Genomic DNA, 20091 nt, shown 5'->3' on the forward strand with positions numbered 1-20091 from the left:
TTCCGATGACCGCGATGATCGAACTCAGTAACGCCGAAAAGACCTTCACCATGCATCTGCAGGGCGGCGTCGAGCTGCCAGTGGTGCGCGGCGTGTCCTTTCATGTCGATGCTGGCGAATGCGTCGTTCTGGCTGGCCCATCTGGTGCCGGGAAGTCGTCGATCCTGAAGATGATCTACGGCAATTACCGCTGCGATGCCGGCCGCATAGGTGTCCGTCACCAGGACACCGTGATTGATCTTGCAAAAGCCGAGCCCCGGCAGGTCCTCGGTATCAGGCGCTCCACCATCGGCTATGTCAGTCAGTTCCTGCGCGCGGTGCCGCGGGTGGCGGCGCTTGACGTCGTCGCTGAACCGCTGATCGCAAAGGGCGTGGTCCGGAAAGAAGCCCGTGAGCTTGCCGGCGGCCTGCTGCGCCGTCTCAACATCCCAGAGCGGCTGTGGCGGCTGCCGCCTTCGACCTTTTCCGGCGGCGAGCAGCAGCGCGTCAACATCGCTCACGGTTTCGTTTCGGAATATCCGATCCTGCTCCTGGACGAACCGACGGCTTCGCTCGACGCCGCCAACCGTGCAGTCGTCGTCGAGTTGATCGCAGAAAAGAAGCGCAAGGGCGTCGCCATGGTCGCGATCGTCCATGATGATGAAATCCGAGAGGCGATCGCCGACCGCATCGTCGATGTGACGGCCTTCGCCGCGGCGGCATGAGGGAAGACTGATATGACTTCGACGAAGTCCGAAACCGTTCTTGGCAATGCGCGGCTCGTTCTTGCCGACCGCGTCATCGAGCAGGGCTGGATCGCCTTTGCCGACGGCCGCATTGCCGAGTTCGGCGAAGGCAAGGCGCCCGCCGGAAGCGAGGACGTCAGGGGCGACCTCGTCATGCCCGGCCTGATCGAGCTGCACACCGATCATCTCGAAGCGCATTACGTGCCGCGGCCGAAGGTGTTCTGGGATGCAACGGCGGCCGTCGTCTCCTATGACGGCCAGCTCGCCACCTGCGGCATCACGACGGTACTGGATTCGCTCCGTGTCTGGCGCGAGGACGGTGCGGAAGAGGTTGACGGCCGCGCCGGCGTACTTGCCGCCGCGATCACCTCCGCTCGCGAGGCCGATCTCCTGCGTGCCGATCATTTCCTGCATCTGCGCTGCGAAATCCCGATGCCCGACGTGGTCGAGGAAGCCAAGGAGTTGATCGGCCGGCCGGACGTTCGGCTGATGTCGCTGATGGACCACACGCCGGGCCAGCGCCAGTTCCGCGATGAGGCCAAGCTGCGCGATTACTATCGCGGCAAGAGCGGCGGCAAGACCGACGCCGAACTCGACGTGCTGTTCGCGCGTCGTTTCGCCTATCAGCAGGTCTATGCCGCCACCAACATGCGCGCCATCGTGGCGCTCGCGCACGAGTACAAAATTCCGCTCGCCAGCCACGACGACACGACGGAAGAGAACGTGGCTGACGCGATCAGCGACCGCGTGGCGGTGGCGGAATTTCCCACCACCAAGGAGGCGGCCCGCGGCCTGCACGAGGCCGGCATCGATATCCTGATGGGCGCGCCGAACGTGGTGCGCGGCGGCTCGCATTCGGGCAATATCGCCGCAGTCGACCTCGCGCGCGAAGGCCTTCTGGATATTCTGTCATCCGACTACATTCCTTCGAGCCTGCTGATGGCGGCGCTGCAATTGCCGCGCGATGTGCCGGCGATTGACCTTGCCTCCGCCGTGCGCACGGTGACCAAGACGCCGGCCGAGGCGGTGGGGCTTGCCGATCGCGGCGAGATTGCTGTGGGCCGGCGCGCGGATATCATCCGCGTCCACGTCGGGCGGGGCATTCCGGTTGTCCGGAGCGCCTGGCGGGAAGGGCAACGGGTGGCATGAGCGAGGCGCTGACGATACCGACGACGAACACGAGCGCAATTGGGCCGGGAAAACTCGTGCTGGTGGTGGGGCCGAGCGGCGCCGGCAAGGACACCTTGCTGGGCCTTACGCAGGCGGCCTCAGCCGATGATCCGAAAATCGTATTCCCTCGGCGCGTGGTGACGCGGGAAGCCTCGAGCGCGGAAGACAACGACTGTGTCAGTTTGGAAAACTTTCGCAACGCGCAGGCGCGGGGCGACTTCGCGGTTCATTGGGAGGCGCACGGCCACGCCTATGGGCTGCCGCGCAGCATCGAGGACGATATACGCGCCGGCCGCACCGTGGTCGCCAACGTCTCGCGCACGGTAATACCGGGGCTGCGCCAGGCCTATGCTAACGTCGTCGTGGTCTCGATCACCGCGCCGGCGGAGGTGCTTGCCGAGCGGCTTGCCATGCGCAAGCGCGGCAGCGACGGCAACATCGCGCAGCGGCTCGCGCGAACGGTCGAGGACACCGAACCCGACGTCACCATCGTCAACGTGTCGAGCGCGGAATATCACGCCCGCCAATTGATTCGCATCATCGGCGGCGCTGCGTGAATGGGAAGGACAGGAGCGGACCAATGACGGTGATCTCGACGACCGAGCAGCTCGAAGCGATCTATGGCTTTCCGAATGACGCTTCGATGGTAAAGGTGGCCGACCGCGTCACGCCGCCCTACCGCGTGCTGATCGAGAAGTCGCCGTTTGCGGCCCTGGCGACCTGCGGGCCCGAAGGGCTGGATTGCTCGCCGCGCGGCGATCTCGCAGGTTTCGTGCGCATCCACAACGAAACCACGTTGATGATGCCGGACCGCCGCGGCAACAACCGCGTCGATTCCCTGCGCAACATCGTGCGCGATCCGCGCGTCGCGCTGTTGTTCCTGATCCCGGGCTCCGGCACCACGCTGCGCGTCAATGGCCGCGCCCACCTCTCGGCCGATCCCGAACTGCTGGCCTCCTTTGCAATGGAGGGCAAGACACCACGCACCGTCATCGTGATGGAGATCCAGGAATTGTACTTTCAGTGCGCCCGCGCCATCGTGCGCTCCGATCTCTGGAATCCCGACAAGCGGGTCGATCCCAGGAGGCTGCCGACGCCGGGCGAGATTCTCGCGGGCATGAGCGACAACGAGGTCGGCGGCGAGAAATACGACAAGGAATGGCCGGAGCGCGCCGCGCAGACGCTTTGGTGATTATTCGGGTTTTTTTACCGGTCTTGTAGAAAGCAGCCGCAAGTCACCGCGAGACCGGGTATCGCGATACACTTTCACGGATGAGCACGAATGCGCTCACATCTCCTGTAAGGCCACTAGATTGCGGCGTTACAGGAGGTATGGCAGTCGTGCGTTGCCCGTCCGAGCAACGGCATCCGGGCGCAGCTCAGGCGTATTCTTCCTCTTCTTCCTCTTCGCCTTCCTCGGCTTCGAGATTGGCTACCGAGGTCGCAAGCTCGGTCAGGGTATGGTCGGTTGCTTCCTCCTCCTCCAGCGTCTGCTGGAGCAGATTTGCAGCGTCTGACAATCCCATTTGCTCGGCCCAGGTGCGAAGGGTGCCGTAGCGTGAAATCTCATAGTGCTCGACCGCCTGCGCGGCCGCCACAAGCCCGGCGTCCAGCGCGGGCATGCCGCGAAACTCCTTCATGATTTCTGCGCCCTCATCGGCAATGCCGTTGATCGCGTCACACGTCTTTCCACGCGCCGGCTTTCCGATCATGCGGAAAACCTGATCGAGCCGCTTGACCTGTCCCTGGGTCTCCTTGAGGTGCTTGTTGAAGGCTGCGGCGAGCTCCTTCGATTGCGCGGCCTTCGCCATCTTCGGCAAAGTCTTGATGATCTTGTTTTCGGCAAAGTAGATGTCTTTCAGCGTCTCGTGAAAGAGATCGCTCAGCTTCTTCTGTTGTCGGCTGCTGCGACGCGCAGTTGATTGCTTCTTCTTCGCTCGTTTTGCCATGAGTTCTCCTGTGAGCCCGTTTGGAAGGTGCATGCCCCGGGTTCAATGTTGCCTGCTGCTGAAGGTTCCAATCTGACGCATCGCAGCGGACGTGCCGAGGTATCCTCGTTCGGCGCACCGCCCGAGCCTCAGGAACCTCCGGCCGGGTCTGAGGTTGGCTGCCCATGGCCGATGCGGATGTACCATCGGCACCCTAGCGCCGCTGCCCAGGCTTCTCCCGGCCTTGGAGCGGCCCTTTCTTGCGTCTGCGAGGAGGAGGGGACGAGGATCCTGGCGAAGGCTTCGCCGAGCGCCAGCGCGGGGACGATCGCGGACCGCCCTCTCCACCGGTTGCCATCCCGGCCCCGGCGTGGTGTACGGTAATTTCACGCCGTTCCGGTCTGAGCTTCACACCGCATGCATGGAGAAAAATCCCGCCGTGGCATTCGAATTGTTCAACCTCGCCGGCAAACGGGCGCTCGTCACAGGATCGTCTCAGGGGATCGGCCTTGCCATTGCGCGAGGGCTCGCCGAGCACGGTGCTTCCGTGGTCTTGAATGGACGCGAGCAGGGCAAGCTTGACGCCGCGGCCGCGAGCCTGACCGCAGCCGGGTATACGGTTGCGGTCGCCGGCTTCGACGTGACGGTAGCTGAGGACGTTCGTCAAGGCGTCGCCACGATCGAACGGTCGATCGGTGCGATCGATATTCTCGTCAACAACGCCGGCATGCAGTTTCGCAGCCCCCTTGAGGATTTTCCTGCCGAGAAGTGGGAGCAGTTGCTCCGGACCAATGTGTCGAGCGCCTTCTATGTCGGCCAGGCCGTCGCAAGGCACATGATTCCACGCGGCAAGGGCAAGATCATCAACATCGCCTCAGTGCAGAGTGAACTGGCCCGGCCCGGCATCGCGCCGTACACCGCGACTAAGGGAGCGATTAGGAATCTGACCCGCGGCATGTGCACCGACTGGGCCAGGCATGGGCTGCAGGTCAACGCGATCGCCCCCGGCTATTTCAAGACGCCGCTGAACCAGGCATTGGTCGACGATGCCACGTTTTCGGCGTGGCTGGAAAAGCGAACGCCTGCCGGCCGCTGGGGCAATGTGGACGAGCTGATTGGCGCCGCCGTCTTTCTGTCGGGCAATGCTTCGTCCTTCGTCAACGGACATACGCTGTATGTCGACGGCGGCATCACGACCAGCCTGTAGTTGCGGAGATGATCAAAAGAGTTGCCGAGAAGGTGACTGGCGCCGCTCGGCCTACCGGGAGTGAGCTCTCGAAAATGGTGAAAGAGCGGAAGCCGAACGCGCGAAGCCGCTGCGGAGGGAGCAAGCGAACTCCCCGTAACTTCTCACGATCTTTGCCGATCCATCAGAGCGGGAACCGATTGGCTAAGCGCCTGTTGTGAGGCATGACCGTTCGGTATTGGTTGCCGCGCTGAATGCTAACCTCCGCCGAGCGTCAGCACGCGCCCGATAACCAGTTCGTGAGAAGCGGCTCAATCTCGGGCCGGTAACATCAGGCAACCCGTCCGGTTGCCCGAAGTTGCCGTGGTAGAGATAAATACAGCCAGTGCAATTCGTCTTCCGGCCCGCAGCCCTTTAGCCGCCGCAATTTGGGATGATTTTCAAGGCGTCTAACGGCGACCGCCAAGAAGCATGAACAATTCGATCGTGGGAGGGTTGTACTAATGAGTCGGACCCAATCTTTGGTTTGGGCATCCCGCTTCGACCGAGACATAGCCGATGATGGCCATAGCGACATCGGGTCTTAAGGGCGGGGGTCTTGATCGCAGCGGCCAGATTGCACCGTGTGGCCGATTGGGATTTCTTTTGTTCGGACTGGTTGCTGTTGGATTTTGGCTGACGCCCGGGTCCGCCGCGGCAGGTGACGCGCTGCAAGTGACGAACGCCCGGGTGCCCGTTTCCGACGAGATTGGCACCGATCTCCCGCTTGTGATGAAAATCAGGAACGATGCGGCCGAAGCCGACGCTATTTTGCGCGTCCGCTGTCCGTTTGCGAATTTCTCCGAAAAGCATACCGTCGATCGTGGTGAAGGCGCGCCCGCAATGCGTGAGATCAAGTCCATTCCGATCCCGGAGAACAAGACGATCGAGCTCAAGCGCGACGGATATCACTTGATGCTGCTGCAGACGCGGCAGAAGCTCGTCGATGGCGAGACGTTCACATGCACCGTCGTTTTCCAGAAAGCCGGAAGCAAAGAAACGGAGGTGCAGGTTTCACGAACGCCCTGATCGCGACAGCGGACCAGAGAGTCCGCTGAACAGACGGCTTCTCAGCTGAACGCCCGGATGTGCCGGACGCTCGATCCAGCATGAACTTGCCCAGGGAGGTTATGACGCATGGAGCGATTCTCAGGTCACTCAAGAATCTTCGCGCGAGCGCGTCTGCTCGCCGCTGCAGTTGCTACCGGAGGCATGATGGCTGCATGGCCAGTCTCCGCTGCAGACCAGGTCAATCAGGAACGGCTGCTCAACGTCGACAAGGAGCCGGGCAACTGGCTTCATCATCATCAGAATTACTCGGCGCACCGGTTCTCCAGTCTGAAGGAGGTCAATCGCGATAACGTGAAGAACTTGAAGGTCGCCTGGACTATGCATCTCGGTGGCATCGAAGGCGGCGGCATCTGGAGCCATGGCGGCCTGGAAGGCACGCCGATCGCAGAGAACGGCTTTCTGTACGTTACGGATGGATGGGGCTCGGTCTACAAGATCGATGCGCATGGTGGCCGCGGCGTGCTGGTCTGGAAGATGGATCCCAAGACGGACCGTGACTGGGCTGGCGCCGTGGCATGCTGCGGCGTGGACAATCGCGGCGTCGCATTGTGGGGTGATCTCGTCATTTCCCACACGCTTGATGGTCGGCTGATTGCGACCAACAAGGAAACCGGCCAGGTCACATGGCAGCGCACGGTGGCCGATCCGGACAAGGGCGAGGTCATTACCGGCGCCCCGTTGATCGTGAAGAACATGGCGATCACGGGCGTGGCCGGCGCGGAGTACGGCATCCGAGGCTGGATTGCCGCCACCGACCTCACAACCCAGAAGGAGGTCTGGCGCACGCATACAATTCCGGGCAAGGGCGAGCCCGGCAGCGAAACCTGGAAAGACGCCAACAACGCGGCCGCCGCCGGCGGCGGTTCGACCTGGGTAACCGGCACCTACGATCCCGCAACCGACACCATCATCTGGGGCACCGGCAACCCCGGCCCGGACTGGGACAATGCCTATCGGCCAGGCGACAACCTTTACACCGACAGTTCGCTTGCCCTTGACGCCACGACCGGCAAGATCAAGTGGCACTATCAGCACACGCCAAACGACCCCTATGACTACGACAGCGTGGCGGAAAACGTGCTGGTCGATATCCCAGGACCCAGTGGTCCGCGGAAGCTCGCGCTCGAAGCGGATCGCAACGGCTTCGCCTATGCGATCGATCGCACCAACGGCAAGTTCGTCTGGGGCCTTCCGTTCGTCAAGAAAGTCACATGGACCAAGGGGCTCGACGCGGAGTCCGGCAAGCCGATCGAATATGACTCGAACAAGCCCGTGCAGACGTATATCGCATCGGTGACGCCAAGCCGCACCAACTTGGAAACCGACATCTGTCCCGGCAACATGGGCGGCAAGAACTGGCCGCCGACGGCCTACAATCCGGATCTGAAGCTCTGGTACATCCCGGTGATCGAGAGCTGCAATCGCATCAAGGTTGAGGTGATGACGCCGGACAAACTGAAACCGCGCGAGTTCTGGACCGGCGGCGGCCCGAGCCAGCCAGTCAAGATCACCGGCAGCGTGACTGCGATCGATGTCACTACCGGCAAGATCGCCGGAAAAATGGAAACGCCGTTCCCCAATTTGGGCGGCATCCTTGCGACTCCCGACCTTGTCTTCTCCGGTCAGCCGTCCGGCGAGGTGATGGCGCTTGACGCGAAGTCATTGCAGAAACTCTGGGAGTTTAACACGGGCGGCGGCGTCAACGCACCGCCGATGACCTTCATGGTCGATGGCAAACAGTACATCGCCATTCTGGTCGGCCTGGGCGGCGCCTGGGACAAGTGGTTCATCGATTCGACGCCCGAACTGAAGAAGATACAGCCAGGATCGATGCTCTACGTCTTCGCACTCTGACATCCCATCAATGGAGGGTCCGCCAACCGCGGGCCCTCCCGCTTCTTGGACAAGAGACGCAATGATGATCTTCAACAGATTCTCGGCGGCGGCAGGCGTGCTGCTCGCGATCGTCGTCGCCCTAAATTTTTCGATGCCGACCGCTCTTTACGGCCAGCCGCTGCAGGCGCCGGCCTCAGATCCGACCAATGCCGGCAAAGCGGTGTTCGGTCGCGCAAATTGCGTCGGCTGCCACAAATGGCACGGCAACGGCGGTGGCGGTTATGGCGGTGATGCGCTGTCGCTGCGCAAGACCGAGCTGACGCGGGATCAGATCATCGAAATCGTCGGGTGCGGGCGACCGGGCACGGGGATGCCGTTCTTCCTACGCGGCGCCTACGACGAGGTGAAATGCCACGGCATGAACCGCCAGGACGCGGGGGCACAGATGCCGCCCGAGGGCGGAACGTTTCTGCGGCCGAAGGATATCGAAGCCGTCGCCGACTACGTGATCGCCCACATCAAAGGAGCCGGCGAACCCACTTACGCGGAATGCGTCACCTTCTTCTCAGGCACGTCGCGCGTATGCGACGTCTACAAGACGCAGGCGCAGAAGCCGGATGATGCGACCGCCAGCACGGGGAAGGACCAGTGATGCGCAGACTGAAGCTGCCGGGAGTTCTTGCTGCGGGCCTGCTTACCTTTCAGGCGGCCGTGCTTGCGAGCTCGCCGGCACGGGCGGAAGAATTCAGCGGCAACGATCTGCGTGACATTCGCCTCGGCATGGCTGCGGCCGAGTTGGCGGAGTCCGATTACGTCGACTTCGCCTGCGCGGTGGATCCGAAGCGCACATTGGCCGGCTGGAAGAACTGGCGTGACTGTCCTGCCGACGCGAACGGGACGCGGGCGATCCGATTTGGTTATGATCCGACGACCACCCGGGACGGCACCATGGTGGCGGGCCATCCGGCAATCCTAACCTTGCTGATCGACGATAGCGGGCACATTGCCGGTTTGCAGATCGAGACCGATCCGAAGGCGCGTCTCTATGTCCGGAAGAAGGCGTTTCTGCTAGGGCTCCAGGCTAAATCGCGCTACGGGTCGGACGGCTGGGCGTGCACCGAGGGTCAGCCCGGTGCGGGAGACGAGCCGGTAGGTGGCGTCTACCTCAGGGAACGCTGCACCAAGACGATCAGCGGCCGCTCGCTCGTTGTCGAACGCAATCTGTTCCGCCGGCCCGATCAGGACAGCAAGAGTTTTGTCGACGAAACACGGATCGTCATCCAGAACGCAAGCAAATGAGCTCGAGAGGGGAGGTGCGCGGCGAACATGCCCCGAGCATTTCAGCGCTATGAGCTGACCAACTTCAAGTTATTTGCCCTGGTGTTGACCTTCTGCTTTTCGTCCGTCGTTCATTTCTTCACCAGGGGATCGCGACTGGCTTCGCCGGTGGCTGAGTTGTCGTGGCTGCGGGCAGTAACATTGATCAGCTTAAAAATTTGGGTTCCTCAGGAACAACAGCCGGCCATCACCGTATCGTCCTGATGGTCGGGCATCGCACTGTCGAATTGCTGGTTAGGGCGGACGGATTCAAATGGCTGCCGTGAAACGGAAATGTAGTTCGGCCATAAATGCTCCGGCCTGTCATACCGTAAAGATGAAGGAAAGAACCATGAAGACGATCTATTTCGCATCGGTTTGTGGCGCCACCCTTTTGGCAGTCACCAGCTTTGCAAACGCACAAGGAACGGGCGTTAGTGCAAACCGCGATCAGGGCGTCACCCCCAAGCAATGCTGGGATGTAAGCAGTAACATCATTCGCGAAAAGAACCCGACTTCCGCTGGTGCATCATCGCCGGAAAAGGCACCTGAAACTACTGTGGGTTCAACCATGTCCGGCCCCACCGGTACTGGCGCTTCTGGCTCAACCAGCTCCACCGGAAATGCGTCGGCACGTCCGGTGGGAATGCCAGATTGCTGACCCACACTCCCTCGGTGTCGTGCCTTGTTTAAGCCGATAGCCGCGCCAATGCCTTGATGCAGGCGGAAGGATATCGTTCTGAACGGCTTGGTCAGGCCCTTGAAGATGCACGTCGTGCCGCCGCGGACACTGGATTGGTCGAATTGCAGTGTGAAGTGGCGCTCTCGTCTGGAGGTTTTTTATGCCAGCGAACGCACTCGCGATTATCTGACGCTCGCCGATGAGCAACTAAAAAAGATCACAGCGATTTGCTATCTCCGGCTTATGTGAGCGGCCTTCTGTTGGGCAAGGGGACTGCTCATTTCAATCGGGAGAACGGCGCCGATCAAGGCGCTGAGCGAGGCCCGAGACCTGATTATCGGGCTGACGCCAGCAGTCGTATTTTGCTCGGCGGCGCGGATCAACTCATGCCGACCTAGGACTTACTTCAACGATCACTGGTTGCGATCGAAGCGACCGAGCGCTTCGTTCAAACGATCGATATAGATTGAGAAGCCCTACGAAATCGCCTGGGCTCTCAGCGTGAAGTGCAATTTGTACGCGCTGCTCGAACAAAACCATGTGCTACTGCGGGATGCTCCGAAGATAATCGAGATCAGCGATCGGCATGGTTACCCAGCCCGGCAAGGTCGTGGTCTTGCGGGGAATAGCGCGCTCGCGGTTGGGTGAATCGAAGGCCGGCATCGACGATGTCCCGCAAGGGAATTGTGATTTGGTGTGGCCAGGGCGTCCACACCTAAGAGCTAATTTGCCAGCTGTGTGATCTTCTAATGCAAGCGGGTCGCCACGACGAGGCATCGCACCTGCTGGATGAGGCCGGTGCCATCGATATTGATACCGATGGAGCACGCGCCTTGGCTGAAGCATTCGTGGCCAAATCGCCGCTCACGGAGGCGATCTGACCGGCGCTGTGCGTCAATTTGAAAAAGCGATTGCTATTTCCCAGCGGCAGGAAGCGCGACTATTCGAACTGCACGCCATAACCCAATAGCATCAGTTCTCGCACGTCAAGGAAGCCTGGCGGAGGCTGAGGCGCGCCCGCGCGCTATCATCGACGCATTCGACACCAAATACGAAATCGTCGATCTTGCCGCTGCTCAAAAGGTGTTGAGAACGCTGCTCCGGGTGCCGGGAATGACGGCCAGCCTCCAGCCGAGGATCTTCTGTCGGCCCTCAGCAGAACTGCATACGAGCCGCCGCAAAGGTCGCTCTCGGAGGAGAACCGGGCTTGAGCGCTGAGGGGTCGGATCGCCGCTTGTGACCCTGGCTGCGTGAAAACGCTGTGCCGCTGTTATGATTCTCGCGTGATTCTGTGGGGGAGTTGATGATGCGCTTCGTTGCGGGGACGGATCGCGGGCAATGGAGCTATTGCCCGAATGCCTCAATGATTCCATTGACGATAGCAATCCTATTCGCGTGATCGACGTATTTGTCGATGCACTCGATCTGGCCGAGATGGGTTTGAGGGGGTTGAGCCGGCGGCGACTGGTCAGCCGTCGTACCATCCCTCGGTTCTGCTGAAGCTTTACATCTACGGCTATCTGAACCGGGTGCAGTCGAGTCGGCGGCTGGAACGAGAAGCCGGGCGCAATGTCGAGATGATGTGGCTGCTGGGTCGGCTCGCTTCCGATCACAAGACGATTGCGGACTTCCGGAAGGACAACGGCCTGGCGCTGCGCAAGGTCTGTGCGCGTTTTGTCGAACTCTGCCGTGAGATGGGCCTTCTCGCGACGGCGAGCGTCGCCATCGATGGGAGCAAGTTCAAAGCCGTGAACAACCGGGACAAGAACTTCACAAGGGCGAAGGTGCAACGGCGGCGCGCTCAGCTTGAGGAGAGCGTCGCGCGCTATCTCAGCCAACTTGACACGGCGGACCGGCAGGAGCCGACGGAGGCGCTGGCGACGAAGGTGACGAGGCTTACCGAGAAGCTGACGAAGCTGAAGGAGGAAATGGGCAAGCTTGCTGTCTATGAGAAGCAAATGCTTGCTTCGCCTGACCAGCAAATCTCACCGATCCCGACAGCCGCTCGATGGCGACGAGCGGCCGCGGCTCTGGCGTTGTCGGGTACAACGTGCAGGTCGCCGTGGACACCGAGCACCATCTGATTGTGGCGCACGAGGTGACGAACAGTGGCTCAGATCGGGCACAACTTGCCAACGGGCAAGCAGGCGAAGGCTGTTCTCAAGACCGAGACGCTCGAAGTCGTGGCCGATCGCGGCTACTTCAACAGCCCGGAAATCCTCGCGTGCCATGAAGCAGGCATCACGGTAACTCTGCCCAAACCGCTGACATCGGGTGCGAAGGCGGACGGACGCTTCGGTAAGCAGGACTTTGCCTATTTGCCAGAGGAGGACGTCTATCGCTGCCCTGCTGGGGAGCGGCTGCCATATCGCTATACAAACGAAGAAGACGGCAAGATGCTGCGGCGACACTGGACCACAGCCTGTCAAAATTATTCGCTCAAATCGCAGTGCACGATCGGGCCAGAGCGGCGGATTACACGGTGGGAGCACGAGCATTTGCTCGAGGCTGTGCAGCAGCGCCTCGACGCAAACCCAGAGGCGATGCGCCAGCGTCGAGAGACAGTCGAGCACCCATTCGGCACCATGAAGGCCCGCATGGGGGCGACACACTTCCTGACGAAGACGCTCCCAAAAGTAGCCGCCGAGATGGCGCTTTCGGTCCTGGCCTACAATCTGATACGGGTCATGAACATCGTCGGGATCAAGCAGTTGATTGCTGCGATCACGGCCTGCGATAACCCCGCTTTTGGCTCTCAGATCCGACCTCCTCTAAGACCGTTTTTACACGGCCAAGATCCGAAGCCGACGTTCGCCTCTCGGGTCGATGCTCTTAGGTCCATCAACACTTTTGCGCGCACCCTACCGCCCAAACCAGCTCAGGGTCGCGGACGTGTGATCGCGGAAGTAGTCCAGCAGCGCCGCGTCGTGTGGCGCATATGCGCCGGCCGGACCCGAGTCCATCTGCTCGCCTCCGACTACCGCGGGCTTGCGTCTTCATTCGCTTGCAGGCAATCCGCGCGCGAGCGCGGCCGCCTGTTGCAGGCTGATGCCGTTGGCCAGCGGGTCGGCGTGACGATGAACCAGGCGCCACTGCGCCCCGTCGCGCCGGTAGACGAGCGTAACGCGCAACGCCCATTCCTGCGCGGGCAGCCCCCCGACGTCGACTTGGTCCCGCTCTATCAGCGCCAGAACCACCATATCCTGCGAGACGTAGGATTGGACGACCTCGTGCTTGTGTGTGCCGTTCTTGAAGAACCGCGCCATTCGGTCCCATTTTTCGGGAGTAGCGTACTGCGAAGCCTTCGACGGCTCTCCACCGAATGGAGACATCAGCGTGAAGTCGTCCGTGATGGCGACCATTTTCCGGTAGGTCTCGGCGTCCCCGCGCATCAGCGCCGCATTTGCTTGCTGGGTATGGGCCAGCAGCCTGGCAATCACGTCGTCGGCCGTGGCCGCTTCGGCTACGACGAGCGGCATGATAGCCATAGCTGAGAGAGCGTGACGGCGCGATAACGCTGAGCTTGACACTGGATCAAGCGGCGTGGGGCAATTCTTCGACATGTGACGTCTCCTGTCTTGAACGAGCCCGCCTTAGTTGAACGAGCCGAAACGCTGGATGCCTCTTTGACGGTCATGAAGCCAGTGATAAGATCTCAGCACCATGCTGAATCCGGCTCATCTCCTGCGCGTCGATGTCGGTCTCCTTGTGGTGTTCAGCACTGTGCTCGAGGAGCGCCACGTCGCGCGCGCTGCGGAAAAGCTGAATCTCACACCTTCCGCAGTAAGCCACGGCCTCGGTCGTCTGCGGCGTTTGCTTCATGACCCGCTGTTCCTCAGAACCTCGACTGGCGTGAAGCCCACGGAGCGTGCCATCGCATTTTCCGGTCCGATCGCCGATCTTCTTTCGCGCGTCGAAGGGATCATGTCGGCGGCCGGCCCCTTCGACGCGCGAACCGCGCGCCGGTCGTTCAAAATCGGCGCGCCGGATGCCGTGGCGGCTGTCTTTCTCGCGCCCCTTATTTCCCGGTTGGCGAGAGATGCGCCAGGGATCGACATTCGACTGCGGCAACTGATGCCGCAACATCGGGGCAAAGCGACGAGCCAGGTCTGGCAAGATACGTTGGCGGAACTGGACTCGCACTGACTCGGTCTTGCCAATTTGTGCGTTTCCGCCGCGCTACGCCGAACGGCTGCTGTTCGAGGAAGACTTCGTCGTCGCGATGCGTAAGGGACATCCGCTGCCACGCGCACTGAGCCTGACCTCTTATGTGAAAGCGCAGCATCTTCTGGTATCATCGGTGATGCGCTGGGGATCGTCGATATCCGGCTCGCCGAACAGGGACATTCGCGGCGTGTGGCGCTGACAGTACCGAATTTCATGATGGCGCTGGCGCAGCTCGCCGAAAGCGATCTGATCGCGACGTTGCCGGGCCATCTCGTCGAGCAGCATGCGACGCGCTTCCATCTCGTGGCGCGCCCTGTGCCTTTTCGCTGGACAGCCGAGTCGGTGCGCGTCGTCGCGGGCCGCGATGGCCGATGCTGGGATCGCCTGGCTGTTTGAGGTCTTGACGAGCTGCATTAGCCCGCGCGGACGCGTTTAACGGCCAATCAGTTTTTCAACGCCATACGCTGCAATAATGGCGTATGATCGGGAGGATAAGTTACTTTCGTTGATTTTCTGGTTCGGTCGATTTTGGCCGCGTCTCCGCTTTTGTCGAGGCCATTTCTGGTGTGAAACTGTGCGGTAACGCGAACGGTCTGCAAGGCCATCATTTTGCGTCATTTTTCATTGACTTGTGAGACGTCAGACGTTCATCGTCAGGTTGCTTTTTGAGGTTCTCGAGCTCGTGGGGGATCCGCGCAGCACCCGTCGAAAACCGGATACAGAACGGCGGTAGCTCCATCTCGGGGTTGCCAACTTGCCGAGCCCGGATCGCGAAACAGCTCCGCCGATCGTGCATTCCTAACGTATCGCATTATTATCGCTCGCGAGCGCATTGAGCACAGACTGTGGTTCTGGTTTTCCTTGAAGCTGGAGCACTAGAATGAATCCTCGATCACGCAGATATGAGCCGGAATACGATTCAATCGCGAATAGATCGCGCATGGGCATAGCCCGTCTGACCGCGCTCGCTCTTGCGCTCCCGTCTGTCGCGTTCGGCGCCGATAAGCCGGCGCTGAGCCCGGACACGGCAACACCGCTCGTAACGACTTCACGCATCTCTGCGACGGTCGAGTTCGGGCTGCCGGCTCTCGCTGCGGCGATCGAGCGGGATATTCCAAAGCGGCTTGCCACCATCGACGAACGCGTCAACTGCGTTCATCGTCGTGTTCTCATTTTCCGCGTCAACGCCAACTGCGATGTCTGGGGCTTCGTCGACCGGACCAGCCCGGTCTCTCTGTATGGCCGGGGCGACCGCGTCTTCGGAGCGGTCTCGATATATGGCGCCGCCGAAGGCCAAGGAGCCAATCGTTTCACGGCGCGCATTCGCGGCGACACCGAGGCGCGCGCGACGATCGAGGTTGAAGCGCGCCCCGAGCTGCGGAGGGATGGGTCGCTGCAGCTAAACATCAGCGACTCCTTCCGCTGGAGCGAACATCCCTACCTTCACGTGCTCGGCCGCGAGTTTGACCTGGCGCCCTATGTCGAGCCCAACATCCGGACGCAACTTGGCCGCATCCGGTCGCGCGCGCTGGCGGCGGCGCGCGCACTCGACCTGCACGGCAAAGCGGAGATGGCGTGGCGTCACGCTTTTGAACCCATTAAACTCGCGGAGGATCCACCGACCTGGCTGCAGCTGACCCCGCAGAGCGCGGCTTTCGCCGGGGTCCGCGCCAACGCCAAGCTATTGTGGGGATCGCTTGAACTTACCGGCTCCGCCGGAACCGTGATAGGGCAGCAGCCGCCGGCTGTCACGCCGACAGGACTGCCGCAGCTCGGCACCGCGGTGGCGGAGCCGGGAACTTTCGACGTCATTCTTCCCATCCGCATCAACTACGACACGCTCAAGGACAAGATCAGCCAGGCGATGGCAGCCGCGCCGGCCCAGGATACTTCCGTGCGCGAGGTTCAGGTTTATCCGTCATCGGGCAAACTCGTGATCGGCCTGCGCCTCGCAAAGAGTTCGGACACCGATTCCAGCGCAGGCCAATGGACCTATCTCTCCGCCACGCCAAAAGTCGATACTAACGCCAGGACCTTCAGTCTCGGCGAAATCGACCTGACAACTTCGTCAGATGACAGCCAGATTCGATCTGCCGTGCAACAGCTGGCGGCGCAGCTGAAGAATGTTGCTAATCTCGACTACGGCATCTCCTATCAGAACCTGCTCATGGCGGCGAATGAGCGCCTGACGCGCCCACTGAAGGATGGCTTTCGCATGGAGGGGCACCTCGACTCGGCAAGGCTCGAGAAAGTGCAGTTGTTGAGCGAAGGAATCCTGATTGCTCTTCATGCCAGCGGCGGTCTGAAGATACTTCACGGCTTGTAAGCACGTGAGCTGGACCATGCGGTACCTCAATTTCGTCGGCCACTGGCGGCGCAAACGGATGTCAAATGCGCTCGTCGCCGCAGCGATCTTTGGCCTGGCCCGGATCGCGTCGGCCCAGACGGCATTTTATGATGCGCCGGAATCATTGCTCGCTGGTGCGCCGGGCACCCTGGTGCGGCAGGAGTCGATGGACGGCGCTCCGCTTGGCGCCTCCACCTATCGCGTGCTCTATCGATCGACGGGGCTGAACCGCCAGCCGATCTTTGTGTCGGGCGTCGTTATCGTCCCGCAAGGTGCGCCCCCGCCCGGCGGTCGTGCGATCGTTGCTTGGGCGCCGTCGCTGGCGATTTTTCTGTTTCAGCAGATCCAGGGCCTTCGCTCGATGATCGCGCGTGGCTTCGTCGTGGTGGCGACCGATTATCCGGGGCTCGGCACGCCGGGCCCGCATCCTTATCTGGTGGGTGAGATCGATATCGTGCGCGCCGCACGCTCCCTTCCCCGGGTAGGCGAGGGCAAGGACTTCATCGCATGGGGACATTCGCAAGGCGGGCAAGCCGCGCTCTTCACTGGGATGATGGCAAGCGTTTACGCCCCTGAGCTGAAGCTTCTCGGCGTCGCGGCGGCGGCGCCAGCGACGGACCTTGCGAAGCTGATGAGTCACGATATCAACTCGATCGGTGGCAAGAACATCACAGCGATGACGCTATGGTCGTGGCATCGGGTCTATGGAGCCGCCATCGACAATGTCGTCGATCGGCGCACCGTGCCTGCCATTGACAGGCTGGCGCAAGAATGCATCGAAGGGCCTTTCGACCTGATCGTCAGGCAAAGAACGGGGAGGCCGCTCGAGCAATATTTCCTAATGGTGCAAGATCCGACCAAGGCCGAACCTTGGCGCTCGCTTCTTGAACAGAACAGCACCGGTGTGCTCTCTCCTGAGATCCCCATCTTTCTGGCGCAGGGGACCAGCGACCAGATCATCCAGCCGGCGGTTACCCAGGCCTACATGGACAGGCTGTGCAAAGCGGACAGCAAGGTCAGGATGGTCATGCTGCCCGGCATCGGCCACGGACGCGCCGCGCAAGCGAGCACGATGGCGGCGGTGAACTGGATAACTGACCGCTTCGCCGGGAAAACACCTCCGGACGATTGCGTCAGATAGGCCACCTTCGCTTCGCGAGCGAAGGTTGGTGGGCCCGGCAGAACTCGAACCAGCAGCCAGACCTTGTGCGCGGCAGGGGACAAGGTCCAAGCTGGCGGTGTATTCACACGTCGTTTTGCCAAGCGCCATCGAGCAAGATCTGATTCCACCAACGCGGAGGACCTTTGGGCCCAGTGGAGCTTGGTGAAGATCTGATGGTGATCGAGGTCGGAGAGAAGGTTGAGGTCCGAAGACCCGCGAAACCTTGATCTTACCCGTGAGAGATGCCGTGGTCGAAGCGCTCGAGCCAATTTGCTGTTTGGCCCGTTGTGCTGACCTGCGTGACGGGCGCGCACATGTCCGGTTTGTGGGGTGGAGCGGACCAGCGCCTGATGGATTGCCGAGGTCGCCTGTTGACCCTGACTGTGTGAAAAGTCGCGAGTCGGCTACGATTCCTCCGTTTCGTGATGGGGGATACGGATGGGACGCTTCGTTGAAGGCGCGGACAGATCCCAGCTGACGCTCTTGCCGGAATGTCTGGAGGATTGGGTAAGCGAGGACAACGCGGCCCATGTGATCGAAGTGTTCGTCGAGGCGCTCGACCTGCATGGAATGGGGTTTAAGCGTGTGATCGCCAAGGAGACGGGCCGGCCGTCCTATCATCCGGCAGTCCTTCTGAAGCTTTACATCTACGGTTATCTCAATCGGGTGCAATCCAGTCGCCGCCTGGAACGTGAGGCGTGCCGCAATATCGAGGTGATGTGGCTGATCGGCCGCCTGGCTCCCGATCATAAGACGATCTCCGACTTCCGGAAGGACAATGGTGCGGCGATCCGGCAGGTTTGTGCGAAGTTCGTTGCACTATGCCGGCGAATGGGCCTGTTGCAGACCCCAAGCGTCGCAATCGACGGCAGCAAGTTCAAGGCGGTGAACAACCGAGACCGCAACTTCACGCATGCCAAGATGGCGAGGCGGATGGCGCAGATCGAGGAAAGCGTCGGTCGATATCTGCGCCAACTCGATAGCGCCGATCGGCAAGAGCCATCGGAAGCGATCAGCATCAAGACGACGAGGATCAAGGAAAAAATCGCTCGGCTGAAGCAGGAGATGAGCCGCCTGGAAGTGCTTGATGCGCAGATGCGCAACACACCTGATCAACAGATATCGCTCACCGATCCGGATGCCCGTTCGATGGCAATCAGCGGACGCGGATCGGGTGTCGTCGGCTACAATGTCCAGGTCGCGGTGGACACCGAACATCATCTGATTGTTACGCACGAGGTCATAAACGTCGGCAATGACTGTGGGCAGCTTGCTCGGATGTCAAAGCAAGCCAAAGAAGTGCTCGAAGTGGACAAACTCGAGGCGGTCGCCGACCGTGGCTACTTCGACGGAGAGGAGATATTGGCCTGCGAAGAGGCTGGCGTTGCAGTCACCTTGCCCAAGCCCATGACGTCGAACGCCAAGGCGGAGGGCCGGTTCGGCAAGCAGGACTTCGCCTACCTGCCTGATGAGGATGTCTACCGCTGCCCATCCGGCCAGCTGCTGCCCTATCACTACACCAACATCGAGCATGGAATGACGCTGCGCCGTTACTGGTCGACAGCGGCGTGCCAAGGCTGCGCGATCAAGAGCCAATGTACACCGTCCAAGGAGCGCCGCATCACGCGCTGGGAGCATGAGCATGTGCTCGAGGAGGTCCAGAGACGGCTCGATTCCGATCCCGACGCCATGCGGAGGCGACGCGAGACGGTCGAGCATCCCTTCGGCACGATCAAAGCCCGTATGGGTGCGACCCACTTCCTGATGAAGCGCCTACGGAACGTCGCCGCCGAGATGGCGCTGCATGTTCTCGCCTATAACCTCACACGGGTGATGAACATCGTCGGCAAACCGGGCCTGATTGCAGCCATCTGCGCCGCCTGAAGGCCGGAAAGTGCGCCCAAAAGCGCAATACCGCGTCGCGATACCCACTTTGGCCGGTCATTGGACGATCCGATGCGAGAACATCGGACGCCTGCAATGATTGGCGACCACCGCCGCGTGCCGACCTATCCGTTTGCACACAACCAAGGCCCATTTCGGACCTATAAGGGAGTTAGCGGAGCACTCACGGAAGCGCCCTGACGAGGTGGAGCGCTGCGACCAAAGCAACCACGGAGAGAACCACCGACAACCCCATGTAGGCTAGCGCCGCCATGCTCTGTCCTCGCTCGATCAGATACCAGGCATCCAGCGAGAACGTGGAGAACGTCGTGCAGCCGCCGCAGATGCCTACAGTAAGGAAGATGCGAGCGGCTTGTGGTAAATCCCATTTGATCGCGAACAGACCAATGAAAACACCGATCAGAGCCGATCCTGTCACGTTGATAATCAGCGGTTCCGAAAGGGAAATTCGGGCCGAACAACTTACCCGATCCTATCGCCACTAGGTAGCGCGCGACCGAACCCAGCGCACCACCGGCCGCTACAGCAAGAATGAATTGAGGGTCCATCGCCCACG

20 protein-coding genes and 2 pseudogenes are annotated in these 20091 nt (G+C 61.1%); 19 read left to right on the top strand and 3 right to left on the bottom strand.

All coding sequences use genetic code 11. The annotated features are described in order from the left end of the window. Positions 1–5 precede the first annotated feature (5 nt). From phnL to RX331_RS09600, 4 genes are read left to right on the top strand one after another with little or no spacing between them, the layout of a single operon-like run. On the top strand, positions 6–704 hold the full coding sequence (gene phnL / locus RX331_RS09585; protein WP_317258079.1) for a phosphonate C-P lyase system protein PhnL: 699 nt from the start codon (positions 6–8) through the stop codon (positions 702–704). 12 nt (positions 705–716) lie between these two features. Next, positions 717–1874, top strand: coding sequence for an alpha-D-ribose 1-methylphosphonate 5-triphosphate diphosphatase (locus RX331_RS09590; RefSeq protein WP_317256328.1), 1158 nt, complete (start codon positions 717–719; stop codon positions 1872–1874). Further along, on the top strand, positions 1871–2452 hold the full coding sequence (phnN, locus tag RX331_RS09595) for a phosphonate metabolism protein/1,5-bisphosphokinase (PRPP-forming) PhnN (RefSeq protein WP_317256329.1): 582 nt from the start codon (positions 1871–1873) through the stop codon (positions 2450–2452). The genes RX331_RS09590 and phnN overlap by 4 nt, the downstream gene beginning before the upstream one ends. Positions 2453–2475: 23 nt before the next feature. Then, the gene (locus tag RX331_RS09600; protein WP_317256330.1) at positions 2476–3087 is read left to right on the top strand and encodes a pyridoxamine 5'-phosphate oxidase family protein; all 612 of its coding nucleotides are present in this window, start codon (positions 2476–2478) and stop codon (positions 3085–3087) included. Positions 3088–3274: 187 nt separating this feature from the next. On the opposite strand, the gene RX331_RS09605 is transcribed toward RX331_RS09600, so the two are convergent. Next, on the bottom strand, positions 3275–3844 hold the full coding sequence (locus tag RX331_RS09605) for a ferritin-like domain-containing protein (RefSeq protein WP_317256331.1): 570 nt from the start codon (positions 3842–3844) through the stop codon (positions 3275–3277). 418 nt (positions 3845–4262) lie between these two features. Here RX331_RS09605 and RX331_RS09610 point away from each other — a divergent pair, with 418 nt between their 5' ends. The 9 genes and pseudogenes from RX331_RS09610 to RX331_RS09650 form a co-directional block, all read left to right on the top strand. Next, positions 4263–5030 carry an SDR family oxidoreductase gene (locus tag RX331_RS09610; RefSeq protein WP_317256332.1) on the top strand — a complete coding sequence of 256 codons (768 nt, stop codon included), beginning with the start codon at positions 4263–4265 and terminating at the stop codon, positions 5028–5030. A 537-nt stretch (positions 5031–5567) separates the two neighbouring features. After that, entirely contained in the window at positions 5568–6077 is a 510-nt protein-coding gene (locus tag RX331_RS09615) for a copper chaperone PCu(A)C (protein ID WP_317256333.1), read from the top strand. A 186-nt stretch (positions 6078–6263) separates the two neighbouring features. Next, entirely contained in the window at positions 6264–7973 is a 1710-nt protein-coding gene (locus RX331_RS09620) for a PQQ-dependent dehydrogenase, methanol/ethanol family (RefSeq protein ID WP_317256334.1), read from the top strand. A gap of 133 nt (positions 7974–8106) precedes the next feature. Continuing rightward, on the top strand, positions 8107–8607 hold the full coding sequence (locus RX331_RS09625; RefSeq protein WP_317258080.1) for a c-type cytochrome: 501 nt from the start codon (positions 8107–8109) through the stop codon (positions 8605–8607). Continuing rightward, positions 8607–9254 (top strand): hypothetical protein, encoded by a 648-nt coding sequence (locus RX331_RS09630; protein ID WP_317256335.1) that lies wholly within the window; start codon positions 8607–8609, stop codon positions 9252–9254. The genes RX331_RS09625 and RX331_RS09630 overlap by 1 nt, the downstream gene beginning before the upstream one ends. A gap of 27 nt (positions 9255–9281) precedes the next feature. Then, positions 9282–9497 (top strand): hypothetical protein, encoded by a 216-nt coding sequence (locus RX331_RS09635; RefSeq protein ID WP_317256336.1) that lies wholly within the window; start codon positions 9282–9284, stop codon positions 9495–9497. Positions 9498–9624: 127 nt separating this feature from the next. Continuing rightward, a complete protein-coding gene (locus RX331_RS09640; RefSeq protein WP_317256337.1) occupies positions 9625–9933 on the top strand; it encodes a hypothetical protein in 309 nt (102 codons plus the stop codon). A 770-nt stretch (positions 9934–10703) separates the two neighbouring features. After that, positions 10704–10835 carry a hypothetical protein gene (locus RX331_RS09645; RefSeq protein WP_317256338.1) on the top strand — a complete coding sequence of 44 codons (132 nt, stop codon included), beginning with the start codon at positions 10704–10706 and terminating at the stop codon, positions 10833–10835. Positions 10836–11257: 422 nt separating this feature from the next. Next, a pseudogene (locus RX331_RS09650) lies at positions 11258–12686 on the top strand (IS1182 family transposase); the annotation flags it as partial. A 264-nt stretch (positions 12687–12950) separates the two neighbouring features. On the opposite strand, the gene RX331_RS09655 reads toward RX331_RS09650, so the two are convergent. After that, the gene (locus RX331_RS09655) at positions 12951–13517 is read right to left on the bottom strand and encodes a nuclear transport factor 2 family protein (RefSeq protein ID WP_317258081.1); all 567 of its coding nucleotides are present in this window, start codon (positions 13515–13517) and stop codon (positions 12951–12953) included. Positions 13518–13617: 100 nt separating this feature from the next. Here RX331_RS09655 and RX331_RS09660 point away from each other — a divergent pair, with 100 nt between their 5' ends. The 6 genes from RX331_RS09660 (at position 13618) to RX331_RS09685 (ending at position 19514) form a co-directional block, all read left to right on the top strand. Further along, positions 13618–14100 (top strand): LysR family transcriptional regulator, encoded by a 483-nt coding sequence (locus RX331_RS09660; protein WP_317256339.1) that lies wholly within the window; start codon positions 13618–13620, stop codon positions 14098–14100. 7 nt (positions 14101–14107) lie between these two features. Continuing rightward, on the top strand, positions 14108–14320 hold the full coding sequence (locus tag RX331_RS09665) for a hypothetical protein (RefSeq protein ID WP_317255513.1): 213 nt from the start codon (positions 14108–14110) through the stop codon (positions 14318–14320). Between the two features lie 17 nt (positions 14321–14337). Then, a complete protein-coding gene (locus tag RX331_RS09670; RefSeq protein ID WP_317255514.1) occupies positions 14338–14517 on the top strand; it encodes a hypothetical protein in 180 nt (59 codons plus the stop codon). A gap of 544 nt (positions 14518–15061) precedes the next feature. Beyond that, positions 15062–16447, top strand: a complete 1386-nt coding sequence (locus RX331_RS09675; protein WP_317256340.1) for a DUF4403 family protein — start codon at positions 15062–15064, stop codon at positions 16445–16447. 16 nt (positions 16448–16463) lie between these two features. Then, positions 16464–17609, top strand: a complete 1146-nt coding sequence (locus tag RX331_RS09680) for an alpha/beta fold hydrolase (RefSeq protein ID WP_317256341.1) — start codon at positions 16464–16466, stop codon at positions 17607–17609. A gap of 459 nt (positions 17610–18068) precedes the next feature. After that, positions 18069–19514 (top strand): IS1182 family transposase, encoded by a 1446-nt coding sequence (locus RX331_RS09685; RefSeq protein ID WP_317256342.1) that lies wholly within the window; start codon positions 18069–18071, stop codon positions 19512–19514. Between the two features lie 184 nt (positions 19515–19698). On the opposite strand, the pseudogene crcB reads toward RX331_RS09685, so the two are convergent. Beyond that, a pseudogene (gene crcB / locus RX331_RS09690) lies at positions 19699–20083 on the bottom strand (fluoride efflux transporter CrcB). Positions 20084–20091: the final 8 nt, after the last annotated feature.

This window comes from Bradyrhizobium sp. BWA-3-5 (genome assembly GCF_032917985.1).
Lineage (GTDB): Bacteria > Pseudomonadota > Alphaproteobacteria > Rhizobiales > Xanthobacteraceae > Bradyrhizobium.

Bases quoted from the DNA above. Each gene is read 5' to 3' on its own strand.
- phnL (WP_317258079.1), top strand. From the start codon at position 6: ATGACCGCGATGATCGAACTCAGTAACGCCGAAAAGACCTTCACCATG.
- RX331_RS09590 (WP_317256328.1), top strand. From the start codon at position 717: ATGACTTCGACGAAGTCCGAAACCGTTCTTGGCAATGCGCGGCTCGTT.
- phnN (WP_317256329.1), top strand. From the start codon at position 1,871: ATGAGCGAGGCGCTGACGATACCGACGACGAACACGAGCGCAATTGGG.
- RX331_RS09600 (WP_317256330.1), top strand. From the start codon at position 2,476: ATGACGGTGATCTCGACGACCGAGCAGCTCGAAGCGATCTATGGCTTT.
- RX331_RS09605 (WP_317256331.1), bottom strand. From the start codon at position 3,844: ATGGCAAAACGAGCGAAGAAGAAGCAATCAACTGCGCGTCGCAGCAGC.
- RX331_RS09615 (WP_317256333.1), top strand. From the start codon at position 5,568: ATGATGGCCATAGCGACATCGGGTCTTAAGGGCGGGGGTCTTGATCGC.
- RX331_RS09620 (WP_317256334.1), top strand. From the start codon at position 6,264: ATGGCTGCATGGCCAGTCTCCGCTGCAGACCAGGTCAATCAGGAACGG.
- RX331_RS09625 (WP_317258080.1), top strand. From the start codon at position 8,107: ATGCCGACCGCTCTTTACGGCCAGCCGCTGCAGGCGCCGGCCTCAGAT.
- RX331_RS09630 (WP_317256335.1), top strand. From the start codon at position 8,607: ATGCGCAGACTGAAGCTGCCGGGAGTTCTTGCTGCGGGCCTGCTTACC.
- RX331_RS09635 (WP_317256336.1), top strand. From the start codon at position 9,282: ATGCCCCGAGCATTTCAGCGCTATGAGCTGACCAACTTCAAGTTATTT.
- RX331_RS09640 (WP_317256337.1), top strand. From the start codon at position 9,625: ATGAAGACGATCTATTTCGCATCGGTTTGTGGCGCCACCCTTTTGGCA.
- RX331_RS09645 (WP_317256338.1), top strand. From the start codon at position 10,704: ATGCAAGCGGGTCGCCACGACGAGGCATCGCACCTGCTGGATGAGGCC.
- RX331_RS09655 (WP_317258081.1), bottom strand. From the start codon at position 13,517: ATGTCGAAGAATTGCCCCACGCCGCTTGATCCAGTGTCAAGCTCAGCG.
- RX331_RS09660 (WP_317256339.1), top strand. From the start codon at position 13,618: ATGCTGAATCCGGCTCATCTCCTGCGCGTCGATGTCGGTCTCCTTGTG.
- RX331_RS09670 (WP_317255514.1), top strand. From the start codon at position 14,338: ATGGCGCTGGCGCAGCTCGCCGAAAGCGATCTGATCGCGACGTTGCCG.
- RX331_RS09675 (WP_317256340.1), top strand. From the start codon at position 15,062: ATGGGCATAGCCCGTCTGACCGCGCTCGCTCTTGCGCTCCCGTCTGTC.
- RX331_RS09680 (WP_317256341.1), top strand. From the start codon at position 16,464: ATGCGGTACCTCAATTTCGTCGGCCACTGGCGGCGCAAACGGATGTCA.
- RX331_RS09685 (WP_317256342.1), top strand. From the start codon at position 18,069: ATGGGACGCTTCGTTGAAGGCGCGGACAGATCCCAGCTGACGCTCTTG.